The sequence below is a fragment of the Methylobacterium sp. CM6246 genome (genome assembly GCF_054818005.1).
Window position 1 is genome coordinate 2,133,305 of the sequence record NZ_JBTXKY010000001.1, and the last position, 13,961, is coordinate 2,147,265.

At 69.3% G+C, this 13,961-nt stretch carries 15 protein-coding genes and 1 tRNA gene; 12 read left to right on the forward strand and 4 right to left on the reverse strand.

Annotated features, from left to right (window positions below; translation table 11 throughout):
* Window position 1 precedes the first annotated feature (1 nt).
* Window positions 2-583, reverse strand: coding sequence for a YqaA family protein (locus tag ACYQPG_RS10520; RefSeq protein ID WP_147853841.1), 582 nt, complete (start codon window positions 581-583; stop codon window positions 2-4).
* Between the two features lie 137 nt (window positions 584-720).
* Between ACYQPG_RS10520 and ACYQPG_RS10525 the strand changes: the two genes are divergently transcribed.
* The 5 genes from ACYQPG_RS10525 (at window position 721) to ACYQPG_RS10545 (ending at window position 3,647) form a co-directional block, all read left to right on the forward strand.
* Window positions 721-805: transfer RNA gene (locus ACYQPG_RS10525), tRNA-Leu, on the forward strand.
* Window positions 806-1,010: 205 nt separating this feature from the next.
* A complete protein-coding gene (locus ACYQPG_RS10530) occupies window positions 1,011-1,952 on the forward strand; it encodes an NAD(P)/FAD-dependent oxidoreductase (protein ID WP_461230884.1) in 942 nt (313 codons plus the stop codon).
* Entirely contained in the window at window positions 1,952-2,869 is a 918-nt protein-coding gene (locus tag ACYQPG_RS10535) for a histone deacetylase family protein (protein ID WP_461232451.1), read from the forward strand. Before ACYQPG_RS10530 ends, ACYQPG_RS10535 begins: the two co-directional genes overlap by 1 nt.
* A gap of 182 nt (window positions 2,870-3,051) precedes the next feature.
* A complete protein-coding gene (locus ACYQPG_RS10540; protein ID WP_187193556.1) occupies window positions 3,052-3,225 on the forward strand; it encodes a hypothetical protein in 174 nt (57 codons plus the stop codon).
* Between the two features lie 179 nt (window positions 3,226-3,404).
* Window positions 3,405-3,647 (forward strand): hypothetical protein, encoded by a 243-nt coding sequence (locus ACYQPG_RS10545; protein WP_147908500.1) that lies wholly within the window; start codon window positions 3,405-3,407, stop codon window positions 3,645-3,647.
* Between the two features lie 9 nt (window positions 3,648-3,656).
* Here ACYQPG_RS10545 and ACYQPG_RS10550 read toward each other — a convergent pair whose 3' ends face one another.
* The 3 genes from ACYQPG_RS10550 to ACYQPG_RS10560 form a co-directional block, all read right to left on the reverse strand.
* Window positions 3,657-4,817: an alanine racemase gene (locus ACYQPG_RS10550; protein ID WP_461230885.1), complete on the reverse strand. Its 1,161-nt coding sequence runs from the start codon at window positions 4,815-4,817 to the stop codon at window positions 3,657-3,659.
* 124 nt (window positions 4,818-4,941) lie between these two features.
* Window positions 4,942-5,577: a 2-dehydro-3-deoxy-6-phosphogalactonate aldolase gene (locus ACYQPG_RS10555; RefSeq protein WP_461230886.1), complete on the reverse strand. Its 636-nt coding sequence runs from the start codon at window positions 5,575-5,577 to the stop codon at window positions 4,942-4,944.
* Window positions 5,574-6,464: a 2-dehydro-3-deoxygalactonokinase gene (locus ACYQPG_RS10560; protein ID WP_147938216.1), complete on the reverse strand. Its 891-nt coding sequence runs from the start codon at window positions 6,462-6,464 to the stop codon at window positions 5,574-5,576. The genes ACYQPG_RS10555 and ACYQPG_RS10560 overlap by 4 nt, the downstream gene beginning before the upstream one ends.
* Window positions 6,465-6,736: 272 nt before the next feature.
* On the opposite strand from ACYQPG_RS10560, the gene ACYQPG_RS10565 reads away from it, so the two are divergent.
* The 7 genes from ACYQPG_RS10565 (at window position 6,737) to mutL (ending at window position 13,961) form a co-directional block, all read left to right on the forward strand.
* A complete protein-coding gene (locus tag ACYQPG_RS10565) occupies window positions 6,737-7,495 on the forward strand; it encodes an ABC transporter ATP-binding protein (RefSeq protein ID WP_147908496.1) in 759 nt (252 codons plus the stop codon).
* Window positions 7,488-8,231, forward strand: a complete 744-nt coding sequence (locus ACYQPG_RS10570) for an ABC transporter ATP-binding protein (RefSeq protein ID WP_147938215.1) — start codon at window positions 7,488-7,490, stop codon at window positions 8,229-8,231. Before ACYQPG_RS10565 ends, ACYQPG_RS10570 begins: the two co-directional genes overlap by 8 nt.
* Window positions 8,232-8,325: 94 nt before the next feature.
* Window positions 8,326-9,543, forward strand: a complete 1,218-nt coding sequence (locus ACYQPG_RS10575) for an ABC transporter substrate-binding protein (RefSeq protein WP_461230887.1) — start codon at window positions 8,326-8,328, stop codon at window positions 9,541-9,543.
* Window positions 9,544-9,571: 28 nt separating this feature from the next.
* Complete coding sequence (locus ACYQPG_RS10580) at window positions 9,572-10,459, forward strand: branched-chain amino acid ABC transporter permease (RefSeq protein WP_147855162.1); 888 nt, start codon at window positions 9,572-9,574, stop codon at window positions 10,457-10,459.
* 23 nt (window positions 10,460-10,482) lie between these two features.
* The gene (locus tag ACYQPG_RS10585; RefSeq protein WP_419829374.1) at window positions 10,483-11,469 is read left to right on the forward strand and encodes a branched-chain amino acid ABC transporter permease; all 987 of its coding nucleotides are present in this window, start codon (window positions 10,483-10,485) and stop codon (window positions 11,467-11,469) included.
* Between the two features lie 80 nt (window positions 11,470-11,549).
* Window positions 11,550-11,903 (forward strand): hypothetical protein, encoded by a 354-nt coding sequence (locus ACYQPG_RS10590; RefSeq protein WP_147855164.1) that lies wholly within the window; start codon window positions 11,550-11,552, stop codon window positions 11,901-11,903.
* A gap of 78 nt (window positions 11,904-11,981) precedes the next feature.
* Entirely contained in the window at window positions 11,982-13,961 is a 1,980-nt protein-coding gene (gene mutL, locus ACYQPG_RS10595; protein WP_461230888.1) for a DNA mismatch repair endonuclease MutL, read from the forward strand.

Here is a 13,961-nt window from a genome sequence, read left to right on the forward strand (position 1 = left end):
GCTACAGGATCACCTTGAACAGCAGGAAGCCGAGGACGATCACGGCGACCGAGATCGCCACGACCACGTTGAGATGCCGATCGAGCACGCCGCGGATCTGGACGCCGTAGCGACCCAGCAGTCCGGCCAGGATGAAGAACCGGGCCCCGCGGGTGACGATCGAGAGCACCGTGAACCAGAACAGGCTGTAATGGGCGAAGCCCGACGTGATCGTGACGAGCTTGTACGGGATCGGCGTGAGCCCCTTCAACAGGATCACCCAATGGCCGTAGCGGGCGTAGGAATCCTGGAAGGTCGCGGCCGAATTCTGCAGCCCGTACAGCCGGATCAGCCACTCGCCGAGGGAATCGAACAGCAGCGCCCCGATCGCGTAGCCGACCAGCCCGCCGAGCACCGAGGCCACCGTGGCGATCGTCGCGTAGAGCCAGACCCGATCCGGACGGCTGACCGCCATCGGGACCAGCATCGCGTCCGGCGGGACCGGGAAGAATGAGCTTTCGGCGAAGGCGACGGCCCCGAGCACGTAGGGCGCGGAGGGCCTGCCGCTGAGCGCGAGGATCCACGCGTAGAGCCGGCGGAGCATTCAGGGTCCGGGTCGTGAGGAAGCGGCCGTCCTTTGAGCACAGGCGCCGCGCCTTGGCCAGATCGGCAGTGTCGGCAAAAAACCCGGCCACGCACCCTTGGCGTGGAGGCCACACTTATGCGAAGAGCCCGACGCGCGCGGGTATGGCGGAATTGGTAGACGCGGGCGACTCAAAATCGCCAGCCGCAAGGCGTGGGGGTTCGATTCCCTCTACCCGCACCATCGTCTCGGCTTCCGAGCGATCGAGCAGCGCGCATCGGACCGGGCCTTTCGCTGCGTCGCCCATGAGAGTCCCCGGTTGTAGCCGCATCGTTGCTCACGCGCGAGCGCTTGCGTCGCGGCCCGTTCGCTCTGACGCCCGACGGATCATCCCCTATCTCTGCCGTCTACGCGGATGCAGGGTCCGCGTTGCGCCGGGGGCGGTATCGTGAGCCACAACAGACGCGTCGCGATCCTGGGCGCTGGAATGGCCGGCGCCACGGCGGCGCGTCATCTCGCCGAGGCCGGCCTGCCCGTGCAGGTGTTCGACAAGGGACGCGGCGTCGGCGGCCGCATGGCGACCCGCCTTTCGGGCACGATGCAGTTCGACCATGGCGCGCAATTCCTACGTGCGCACGGCGATGCCTTCGCCGCGCGGGTTGCCGACTGGGACATGCGCGGGATCACGGCGCCCTGGGGCGGGGCGATGCGCCGCGTCGGCGTGCCGGGCATGACCGCGCCGGTCCGGGACCTTCTGGCCGAACTTCCCGTGTCCAGCGGTACGACGATCACGCGTATCGTCCGCGACGAGGCGTCCTGGCGACTGACCGACAGCGCGGGCGGGCATCACGGCCCGTTCGCGGCGCTGGCGATCACCTTTCCGGCGCCACAGACCGTTACGCTGTTGGCGGCCTCCGGTTTCGCGATGCCCGAGATCCAGCATGCCTCCTACGCACCGTGCTGGTCGCTGATGCTCGCGGTCGATGAGGCGCCCACGGCAGCCCTGATCGAGCCGAAGGACGGTCCGCTCGGGCTCATCGCGACGGACTCGTCGAAACCCGGCCGTCCCGCCGGCATCCGCCTGACCGTACACGCGAAGCCCGATTGGTCGCGCGCGCATCTGGAACTGTCGCGGGATGCGGTCGTGTCCGAGTTGACGCGGGCTGCGGCGGCGTGTCTGGCCGCGCCGCTTAGGCCGAGCTACGCGGAGGCGCATCGCTGGCGCTTCGCCCAGGTCGGGACCGCCTTGGGTTGCCCCTGCCAGTACGTTCCCGCGCTCCGACTGGGAGCGGCCGGCGACTGGTGTCTCGGGCCGCGGATCGAAGCAGCCCATGACAGCGGCCTGGCGCTTGCGCAGGCGATCCTCGGCGATCTCGGCCCGGCCGCGTGATCCCGCCCATCGCCTTCCACCCGGCCTACGAATCGAGCCTTCCGGCGGGCCATCGCTTCCCGATGCGCAAATATGGCTTGCTGGCCGAGACGCTGGTGGCCAAGGGGCTGGCGCCGCTCGGCTTCGTCACCCCGGAGCTCGCCGGGGCCGAGATCCTGGTCCAGGCGCACGACCCCGCCTACGTGGCTTCCGTCCTCGCCATCGCGGTCCCGCCGGAGATCGAGCGCGCTATCGGCCTACCCGTGGATGCTGCCCTGGTCCGCCGCTCGCGCGCCTCCGTGGGCGGGACGCTCCTGGCCGCCCGCCTGGCCCTGGCCGAGGGGCTGGCCGGAAGCGCGGCCGGTGGAAGCCATCACGCACGGCGGCTTCAGGGTGCAGGCTTCTGCGTGCTGAACGACGTGGCCGTCGCCGCCCGCACGCTGCAGGCGGAGGGCGCGGTGAGGCGTGTCCTGGTGGTCGATCTGGATGTCCACCAAGGCGATGGCACCGCGGATTGCCTGGCGCTCTGCCCGGAACTATTCACGCTCTCGATCCACTGCGAGAACAACTATCCCGCGCACAAGATCGCCGGGGACCTCGATATCGGCCTGCCGGACCGTCTCGATGACGGCGGCTACCTCGACGTGCTGCGCGCCCGGATGCCGCCGCTCCTCGACGCGCTGGCGCCCGACCTGGTGTTCTACAATGCCGGAGTCGATCCGCACCGCGACGACCGCCTCGGGCGGCTCTGCCTGACGGATGCGGGCCTGCTCGCCCGGGATCGGTTCGTCATCGCGCAGGCCCGCACCCGCGCTATCCCGGTCGTTGCGGTGATCGGCGGCGGCTACACCTACGATGTCGAGGCGCTGGCGCTGCGGCATTCACTGGTCTTCGAGGCGATGGCCGCGGAGGCTGCGGCGGACTCCGCCTCCAGGTGAGGCCCGGATGCATCAGGTCCCGGCGGATGAGTGTGGACCGGTGGCCCGGAAAGGTTTTGGGAAGGGTCGCCGCCGAAGATCCGGAAGTCACGGATCGATGAGACGACGCCGGGCGGGCGTGTTGAACAGCTTCGCCCCAGGCAGACATGCTGAAGATCCAGTGACGCCATTGGGACTCAGCCATGCTTACGCGAATCTGGGAGGTCTTGAAGGCGACGATAGCGGCGGTGGCCCTGATCACCGCGGCTCTCGTCTCGGCGGACAAGCTCGATCGGCAGAAGGCGCCAGCCAATGCCGCCGCGTCACAGATCGAGCCTGTGGCAACCGGGGCGATCACGCCGGTGGCAAGACCCTGACCGTACGAGACGCGCTGCAGGATATCCGGCTGAGGTGCCGCATGGCGGTGACGATCCGCGGCGCTGCGGCAGAATAGGTCGGTCGCGCGATGGATATTTCGGTGTGTCGCGGCGTTCACGCCGCACTTCGAGGCTTGGCCGTTAAAGCCCATCCATCATCCGCCTGAGGATTCCCGTCGATGAAGTCCGCCACGTTCGCTCTGCTCGCCCTGATCGCCGGCGCAGCGCCCGCGCTGGCGCAATCCCGTGCCGACCGCGCGGCCTGCACCCCGGACGTGATGCGTCTCTGCGCAGCCCAGATCCCCAACGTGGCAGCGATCACGGTCTGTCTGCGCCAGCAGCGACCGAATCTGAGCGCCGGTTGCCGCACGGTGATGGACCAGTCGGACCGTCCGGTGCGGACTGTCTCGAACGGGCGGTAAGACCCGACATTACCAGCCGTTGATGCGCGGCCAGACTGCCCCGGTCAGCCCGCCGTCGGCGACGACATGGTAGCGGTCGTGCTGGGCGCCGGTGGCGCAAGCATGGTTGGGCAGGATCCGAAGCCGTGCCCCGATCGGCAGGTCGGGGAGGGGCGCTGACGAGCCCGGCCGGAGGGCCAGGATCCCGTGTTCCTGGTTCGCGTCCCGTACGATCAGGTCCGGGTAGGGCTGTCCCGTCCCGTCGCAGGCGATGCCGTAGCCCTGATCGATGGCCTGACGCGCCGTACCGCGGTCGCGGGACAGCGCCATCCAGCCGGCATCCGTGATGATCCAGCCCTTCTCCCGCTGGTGGCCGATCACAGTGGTCAAAACGGTCAGGGCGATCTCGTCGACCCGGCAGGAGCCGACGCCTGCTTGGAACAGGTCCCCGATCATGAATACGCCGGCCCGGACCTCGGTGATGCCGTCGAGGTTGTCGGCGTAGCGCGCGGTCGGCGTCGAGCCGACGCTGACAACCGGGCAGGGCAGGCCGGCGCCGCGCAGGATCGCGGCCGCCGCCACGGCGGCGGCGCGTTCGGCTTCGGCTGCCGCCTTCAGCGCGGCGGGATCGGTGAGGCCGTAGCTGTCGCCCGCGTGCAGCAGCACGCCGCGCAGGGAGGCACCGTCGGAGAGCACCCGGCCGATCGCCACCAGCGTATCCGCATCGCGCGGATCGACGCCGGAACGATGACCGTCGGCATCGACCTCGATCAGCACCGGCAGCGGGTCGTCGTTACGGCGGCTCCACGACGCCACGGCGTCGGCTTGCTCGGCCGAATCGAGCACGATGGCGAGGTCCGCATCCCAGCGCCGCCGGATCGCTCCAACACGGTCGAGCTTCTGCGGCGCGATCCCGACGGCGTAGATCAGGTCGCGCACGCCGCCCTCGGCAAAGTGCTCGGCCTCCCGGAGGGTCGAGACCGTCGCGGGTCCGGACGGACTCGCCATGGCGATGCGGGCGACGGCGAGCGATTTCGCGGTCTTCAGGTGCGGCCGCAGCGTTACGCCCAGCCGGTCGAGCCCCGCCCGCATGGTCGCGACGTTGGCAGCCAGCCTGTCCGCATCGAGGAGCAGGCAGGGCGTCTCGAGTCCGTCGAAGCCGTCCGCCCGTCCGATCCGCCCGTCCGCCATCCGCCTGCTCCCGCCTGCTCCACGCGGGCGCGTTTCTAGACCGCAGCGCCATCTCTGTCGCGCTCCGGTTACGAGGATTGACGATACTCGACGGACAGCCCCGGTTCGGTGGGGCTACGCGCAATCAGGCAGGTCCGCTGATCGCCGCGATGAAGGCTGAAGCGTCCCGGGCGACCTCATCCGCAGGCTTGCCGGGGCGATAGAGGCTCGAACCGAGCCCGAAGCCCACCGCGCCGGCCTGCCGCCAAATGGATACGCTATCGGGCGTGACGCCGCCGACGGCGAGCACGCGGGCGCTGGCCGGGAACACGGCCCGATGCGCCTTGAGCGCTGCCGGGGTCGCGATGTCCGCGGGGAAGAGTTTCAGGGCGGTCGCGCCGGCTGCGAGGGCGGCGAATGCCTCGCTCGGCGTCTGATAACCGGGCAGTGAGACGAGGCCCGCGGCTACGGACGCGCCGATCACCGCCGGGTCGGTGTTGGGCGAGACGATCAGGGTCCCGCCCGCCGCCGCGACGTCGCCGACCTGACCGGGCGTCAGAACCGTGCCGGCCCCCACCAGGGCACGCCCGGCGAAGCGTTCGGCCAGCAGCCCGATGCTTCGGAGCGGATCGGGCGAGTTCAGCGGCACCTCGATCAGGGTGAACCCGGCCTCGACCAGCGCGTCGCCGATCGCGGGTGCCTCGTCCGGGGTGAGTCCGCGCAGGATCGCCACCAGGGGGCAGGCCGCGAAAGCGACTTCGAAACGGTCGAGGATCGTCATGCCCGCGCTTTCGAGATGGCCTGCCAGATGGCGTGGATGCCGGCCGTCGTGGCGCCGTCCGGCACGGCAACGGCATGGCCGCCAGCTTCCGTGATCGCAACAGTGTAGAGCGCGGCTAGCGCGCCGCCGCCGAGCAGGTGCACCGGACGCTCGGCCAGATCGGTGCGCGTGCCGACATCCGCGCCGATCATGAGGCCGCTGGCGTAGGCGGCGGCATCGTCAGGCGCCAGCCGGGCGAGCAGCACCCCAGCGCGGACCTCGAACAGGGCGGCGGCGAGGTTGCGCGCCTCGCGCCCGCGGCGGAGCCCGTCCCGGAAGGCGGGACCGTCCGCGACCGCACCGTCCAGCATGCCGGCCAGGATGCCGTGGGTGCGGACCAGGGCGAAGAGTTCGCCGGTCATCACGGTGGCGAAATCGGTGATCGCGCCGTCCACCGTGGCGATCCATTTGTTGTGCGTGCCGGGCTGGCAGAACAACGCCGTCGGCGGCGCGGCGCCGCTGCTGATCGCGCCCAGCACCTGGACCTCCTCGCCCCGCATCACGTCCGGCCGCGGGCCGCTCCGGAGCGCAACACCCGGGATGATCCGCACGTCGTGGGCGACCGCGAGGCTCGCCGCGGCGAGGTCCCGCAACGCTGCAGGCGCATCGATATAGGGAGCTTCGCGCCAGCCGCGCGTCGAGCCGACCATGCCGGCTGCGACCACGACCTGCGCGCCGAAGCGCTCCCGCAGCCGCGCGATGGCGCCGGGATAATCGTCGGGCGATAGCGCGAGGACGCCGCGATCGTCCTGCTGGGTGTCGATCACGACGCCCTCCGCCGACATCGCGTAGGCGCGCCGGTTGGTGGTGCCCCAGTCGACGGCAATGTAGGCCGCTTGGCCGACCATGCGCGCCCTCCCTGCCCGTGATTTGTATGAGTTACAGGCTCGGCCGAAGTCGGGTCAAGCGGCTTGCCGACACCCGGTCGGCCCGGATCGACCGGCCGTCAGATGCCCTCCGCGCCGGTATCATCATCCCGACGGGATGTTCGCCCGACCCCGGAAAGCATCAGCATATCATGAGCCGGGGATTGTCCCGCCGCGCCGAGCGTTTGCGATGGACTGTTCAGGGCCGGATCGGCGATATGGCAGGCAATAAATCATACGCGGGAGGGACGCGCTTGGCACGGGACGTGATCCTGGCGACCGATGGCTTGACGATGGAATTCAAGGGATTCCGGGCCGTCAACGGCGTTAAGTTGGAAGTCGAGCGCGGGACGATCCATGCGCTGATCGGCCCGAACGGCGCCGGCAAGACCACCTGTTTCAACCTGCTCACGAAGTTCCTGATCCCGACCGCGGGCACGATCCGGTACAAGGATCGGGACATCACCGGGCTGCGCGCCGCCGACGTGGCTCGGCTCGGCCTCGTGCGTTCCTTCCAGATCTCGGCGGTATTTCCGCACCTGACGGTCACCGAAAACGTCCGCATCGCGCTCCAGCGCCGGCGCAGGGGGGATTCGTTCGACTTCTGGCGCCCCGAGAAAGTGCTGCGGGCGCTCAACGGTGAGGCGTTGGCGCTCGTCGAGGCCGTGGGCCTGTCAGAGTTCGCCGACTCGCTCGCGGTGGAACTGTCCTACGGCCGCAAGCGCGCCCTCGAGATCGCCACGACCCTGGCGCTCGATCCCGAGATGCTGCTGCTCGACGAGCCGATGGCCGGCATGGGCCACGAGGACGTCGACCGGACGGCGCAGCTGATCCGGCGGGTCTCGAAGGATCGGACGATCCTGATGGTCGAGCACAATCTCTCGGTGGTCGCGTCGCTGTCCGACCGCATCACTGTTCTCGCGCGCGGACAGGTCCTGGCCGAGGGCGATTACGCCACCGTCTCAAAGGATCCGCGCGTGGTCGAGGCTTATATCGGGTCGGGACATGCTTGAGGCCGCCGTGAAGAGACCCGCGCCGGCCGCGGCGACCGATGCCCTCCTCACCGTCCGCGGCCTGGAGGGCTGGTACGGCGAGAGCCACGTGCTGCACGGCATCGACCTCGATGTCCGGGCCGGCGAGGTGATCACGCTGCTCGGCCGGAACGGCGCCGGCAAGACCACGACGCTCCGGGCGATCATCGGCATCCTGGGTAAGCGCTCCGGATCGATCGTCTATGACGGTGTCGAGACGATCCGAATGGCTTCGCGCAACATCGCCCGGCTCGGCCTCGGCTACGTCCCGGAGGAGCGCGGCATCTTCGCGAGCCTCACGGTCCACGAGAACCTGATGCTGCCGCCGCGGGTGAAGCCCGGCGGCATGACGGTGGCCGAGATCCACACCCTGTTCCCGAACCTGAAGGAGCGTGCGGGCAGCCAGGGCACCAAGCTCTCGGGCGGCGAGCAGCAGATGCTCGCCATCGGCCGGATCCTGCGGACCGGCGCCAAGCTGATCCTGCTGGACGAGCCCACCGAAGGTCTCGCGCCGGTGATCGTGCAGCAGATCGGCCGGACGATCCAACAGTTGAAGTCACAGGGCTACACCATCGTGCTGGTGGAGCAGAATTTTCGCTTCGCGCAGACCTTGGCCGACCGGCACTTCGTCATCGAGCAGGGCAGGGTGGTCGACATGATCCCGAATGCCGAGCTTGACGCAAATATCGACAAGCTTCACGCCTATCTCGGCGTCTGAGGCGGACGACCAATACCTGATCAGCGCCGGAGAACGGCGTCGGACGCTCGGCAGGCGGTCATCCGCTGCGCCGCTGGAGGATAGGAAGACCATGATGTTCGGACGTCTCATCGGGTCCGTGTCCCTCGCCGCCCTCGCGGGTGCCCTGATGATGGGCGGCGCGAGCGCGCAGACGAACGTGAAGATCGGCATCCTGGGCGACCGCTCGGGCGCCTATTCCGACATCAGCGGCGAAGGCTCGGTTGTCGCCGCAAAGCTGGCGGTGGAGGATTTCAAGCCGACAGAGCACGGGCTGAAGGTCGAGATCGTCTCCGCCGACCACCAGAACAAGCCCGATGTCGGGGCCGGCATCGCCCGGCAATGGTATGACCGCGACGGCGTCGACATGATCACCGACGGCGTGACCTCGTCGGTCGCCCTGGCGATCAGCCAAGTGACCAAAGAGAAGAACAAGGTCTTCATCGATACCGGCGCCGGGACCGCCGACCTCACCGGCCCGCAATGCACGCCGAACACGATCCACTGGGTCTACGACACGGTGGCGCTCGCCAACGGCACCGGCGGCGCAATGGTCAAGCGCGGCGGCAACACTTGGTTCTTCCTTACCGCCGACTACGTCTTCGGCCAGACCCTGCAGCGCGACACCAGCGCGGTGATCACCAAGAACGGCGGCAAGGTCATCGGCTCGGTCAAGACCCCGTTCCCGACCTCGGACTTCTCGTCGTTCCTGCTGCAGGCGCAGGGGTCCGGCGCCAAGGTGATCGGGCTCGCCAACGCGGGCACCGACACGATCAACGCGATCAAGCAGGCCGGCGAGTTCGGCATCACCGAGGGCGGCCAGGCTTTGGCCGGGCTCCTCGTGTTCTCCTCGGACGTGCATTCGCTCGGGACCAAGGTCGCGCAGGGCCTCGTTCTCACCGAGCCGTTCTACTGGGACCTGAACGACCAGACCCGCGCCTTCTCGGACCGGTTCGCCAAGCAGATGAAGGGCAACTCGAAGCCGACCGCCAACCACGCGGGCGTCTACTCCGACGTGCTTCATTACCTGAAGGCGATGGCCGAGCTGAAATCCGGAGCCGACGGTGCCGCTGTGGTCGCCAAGATGAAGTCCATGCCCACCGACGACCCGCTGTTCGGAAAGGGCACCATCCGCGCGGACGGCCGCAAGATCCACGACATGTACCTGTTCGAGGTGAAGAAGCCCTCGGAGTCGAAGGGTGAGTGGGACCTCTACAACAAGCTCGAGACGATCCCGGGCGATCAGGTCTTCCGGCCGCTCAACGACGGCAATTGCCCGCTGGTGAAGGGCTGACGGTGCGGGTCCGGCACGGAGGACGGCTATGACCACGATCTTCGGCGTGCCGACCCAGGCGCTGTTCGGACAGTTGCTGCTCGGCCTGATCAACGGCTCGTTCTACGCGATTCTGTCGCTCGGTCTCGCGATCATCTTCGGGCTCCTCAACATCATTAACTTCGCCCACGGCGCGCTCTACATGATGGGCGCGTTCGTGGCCTGGATGCTGCTGACTTATGTCGGGCTCGGCTACTGGTGGGCGCTCGGGCTGGCGCCGCTGGTGGTGGGGGCCTTCGGCATTCTGCTGGAACGGGTGCTGATCGCGCGCCTCTACAAGCTCGATCACCTCTACGGCCTGCTCCTGACCTTCGGGCTGGCGCTGATCATCCAGGGCCTGTTCCGCAACCAGTACGGCGTGTCGGGGCTGCCCTACGCGATCCCGGCCGAGCTGTCGGGCGGCCAGCGCCTGCCGTTCATGTTCCTGCCGAACTACCGGGCCTGGGTGGTGGTGGCCTCGCTCACCGTCTGCATCGCGACGTGGTTGGTGATCGAGAAGACCAAGCTCGGCGCCTACCTCCGGGCCGCGACCGAGAACCCGACCCTGGTCCAGGCCTTCGGGGTGAACGTGCCGCTGTTCCTGACCCTGACCTACGGGTTCGGCGTGGCGCTCGCGGGTTTCGCCGGGGTCCTCGCCGCCCCGATCTACTCGGTGAACCCGAACATGGGCGCCGACATCATCATCGTGGTCTTCGCCGTGGTGGTGATCGGCGGCATGGGCTCGATCATCGGCTCGGTGATCACCGGCTTCGCCCTCGGCCTGGTCGAGGGCCTGACCAAGGTGTTCTACCCGGAGGCGTCGGCCACCGTGATCTTCGTGATCATGGTGCTGGTGCTGCTCGTCAAACCCGCCGGCCTGTTCGGGCGCACGGCCTGAAAGAGATCAGAGGCTCGATCCCCATGGCCGACACCGCCGCCATCGACGTCGCCCCGATCGCCGCAGCGCTGCCGACGCGCCGCGACGACAAGGCGCTGCACTGGATGATCTTTGTCGGCATCGCGGTCGTGCTGACCGCGGCGCCGCTGATCCTCTATCCCGTCTACCTGATGAAGGTGCTGTGCTTCGCGCTGTTCGCGCTCGCCTTCAACCTGCTGCTCGGCTACGGCGGCCTGCTCTCGTTCGGTCACGCCGCCTATTTCGGCATGGCGAGCTATCTCTGCGCCTACACGGCCAAGAGCCTCGGTTTCACGCCGGAATTGGCGATCCTGTCGGGCACCGCCACCGCGGCCCTGCTCGGGCTGGTCTTCGGCTCGCTGGCGATCCGCCGGCAGGGCATCTACTTCTCGATGATCACACTGGCGCTCGCCCAGATGGCGTTCTTCTTCTCGCTGCAGGCGAAGTTCACCGGCGGCGAGGACGGGATCCAGGCGGTGCCGCGCGGCAACCTGTTCGGGGTGTTCAGCCTCGCCGACGACCGGGCGATGTATGCCGTCGTCTGCGTGGTCTTCATGGCCGGGATGCTGCTGATCTACCGGATCATCCACTCGCCGTTCGGGCAGGTGCTCAAGGCGATCCGGGACAACGAGCCCCGGGCGATCTCGCTGGGCTACCGCGCCAACCAGTACAAGCTCGCGGTCTTCGTGCTCTCGGCGACGCTCGCGGGGCTTGCGGGCTCGACCAAGGCGATCGTGTTCCAGCTCGCCTCGCTCACCGACGTCCACTGGTCGATGTCCGGCGAGGTGGTGCTGATGACGCTGGTGGGCGGCATGGGCACGGTGTTCGGGCCGATCGTGGGCGCGCTGGTGATCGTCACGATGGAAACGTATCTGGCGCAGTTCGGCGCCTGGGTGACGATCATTCAGGGCTGCGTCTTCGTGCTCTGCGTGCTGCTGTTCCGCGAGGGCATCGTCGGCCTGATCGCCCGGATCATCCGCAAGCCGCTGTGAGACGCGGCGGGTGCCGGTTCGTTGACGGATCATTAACCACACCCCCTCAACCTGCAGTTCCCAGGCTGACAGGTTTGACCATGACGAAGACCCAGCCGCTGAGCATCGACGATCCGGCGGCGGATTGCCCGATCCCGCCAGAAACCGTCGGACAATTGATCAAGGCCGACGCCGACACCGCGACGTACATCCTCGACGGCATCCCCGAGGCGACCCGAGCACGCCTCGCGGTCTGGCTGTATGGCCGCAGCCATACCCACGAGATCGGCGTGCGCGTCGCGGCGACCTGCGACGGCGCCACGCTGCGACGGGCCGCCGGCGTCGTCGGTACCGCCCTCTACGACGCGTCGCGCCGCCCCTACAAGGCGCCGAGCCACGGCGCCCGGCCTGCGGGCAGCCGCATCTCGTTGGGCGGATCGAGCCGCCGCGCCTGAGCGCCGCGGCGTCGCGACACGATCCCTGTCATCCGGTCCGCTAGGAGCGCCGCCGCCCAGCCGCTATCGTGCGCGTCGATGTCCACCCTTGCGCCCGTCATCCGCCGTCTCGACCCGATCCTCGTCGACCGCATCGCGGCAGGCGAGGTGGTCGAGCGCCCCGCCTCGGCCGTGAAGGAGCTGGTTGAGAACGCCATCGATGCCGGCGCCCGTACCATCGACGTGGTGGTGGAGAACGGCGGTCGCCGGCTGATCCGGGTGATCGACGACGGCCGCGGCATGGGCCCGGACGACCTCGCATTGTGCGTCGAACGCCACGCGACCTCGAAGCTGCCCGGCGGCGATCTCTCGGCCATCGACACGCTGGGATTCCGCGGCGAAGCGCTGCCCTCGATCGGTGCCGTGTCCCGGCTCGCGATCACGACCCGTCCCGAGGGCGCCGATGCCGGGGCGAGCCTCACCGTCGAGGCCGGCCTTAAGGGTCCGGTCCGTCCGGCCCCGGCCCAGCGCGGCACCCGGATCGAGGTGACCGAGCTGTTCGCAGCGACGCCGGCGCGGCTGAAGTTCCTGAAATCCGACCGGGCCGAGAACGCCGCCATCGCGGAGACTCTGCGGCGGCTCGCCGTGGCCCAGCCCGGCATCCGTTTCACGTTGCGCGCCGATGCCGGGCAGCCGCTGCTGCTGCCGTCCGAGACCGGACCCGAGGGCGAGCTCCGCCGCTTAACAGCGGTGCTGGGCGCGGATTTCGCCGCCAACGCGCTGCCGGTATCGCTCGCCCGGGAAGGATTCGCGGTCACCGGCCATGTCGGCCTGCCGACCTATCATCGCGGGGCGGCCGGCTACATCCACCTCGTGGTCAACGGCCGCCCCGTGCGCGACCGGCTGCTGCTCGGTGCGGTGCGGGGCGCCTATGCCGACACGCTGGCCTCAGACCGGCATCCGGTGCTCGGGCTCGCCATCGCGTGTGATCCCGACTTGGTCGACGTCAACGTCCACCCGGCCAAGACCGAGGTGCGGTTCCGCGAGCCCGGTCTCGTGCGGGCACTCGTGGTCAGCGCGATCCACGACGCCCTGCGCCGGGGCGGCGCCCGCTCGGCCACCACCGGGGCCAGCCGGACCCTCGACGCCCTGCGTCCGGCCGGCCCCGCGCTCGCGACCCATACCGGCGCCGCCGTGCCGAGCCTGTTCCGGTCCGCCCGCCCGAGCTTCTTCCCGGCGAACACGCCCTCCGTGGCGGCGCCGTCGGGCTACAGCCGAGCCCAAGCCTGGCGGCCGGATAGCTGGCAACCGGCAACCGAGCCGGACGACCGCGAGCCGGTGCCCGTCTTCGGCGACGCGCAAGGGTTCGGCGAGGCTCCGCAGGCGCCGTTCGCGCACTCGCCCGAGGCGGATCTCGCGGCCCCGCCCCAGGCGGATGTCCGGCCGGTGGTCGAGGCGGCCGAGGCCGTCGATCACCCGCTCGGCGCTGCCCGCGCCCAGATTCACGAGACCTACATCCTCGCCCAGACCCGGGACGGCCTGGTGATCGTCGATCAACACGCCGCCCATGAGCGTTTGGTCTATGAGCGCATGAAGGCGGAGCGGGCCCGGGGCGGCATCGCCCGCCAGGGCCTGCTGATCCCCGACGTGGTCGAGATGAGCCCGGACGCCGCCGAGCGCCTGGTCGCCGCGGCTTCGGACCTCGACCGGCTCGGCCTGTCGATCGAGGCGTTCGGTACCGGTGCGGTGCTGGTGCGCGAAGTGCCGGCCGCGCTGATCGGCGCGTCCGTGCGCGATCTCGTGACCGACATCCTCGATGCGCTGGAGGCCAGCGGAGAGGAGGAGGGCGGCGCCCCCGCCACCGAGGGTGGCCCGCTCGGCCGGCGCCTGGACGCGATCCTGTCGCGCATGAGCTGCCACGGCTCGGTCCGCGCCGGCCGCCGCCTGCGTCCGGAGGAGATGAACGCGCTCCTGCGCGAGATGGAGGCGACGCCGAATTCCGGGCAGTGCAACCACGGCCGCCCGACCTCGATCGAGTTGAAGCTCTCCGACATCGAGCGGCTGTTCGGCCGCCGGTAA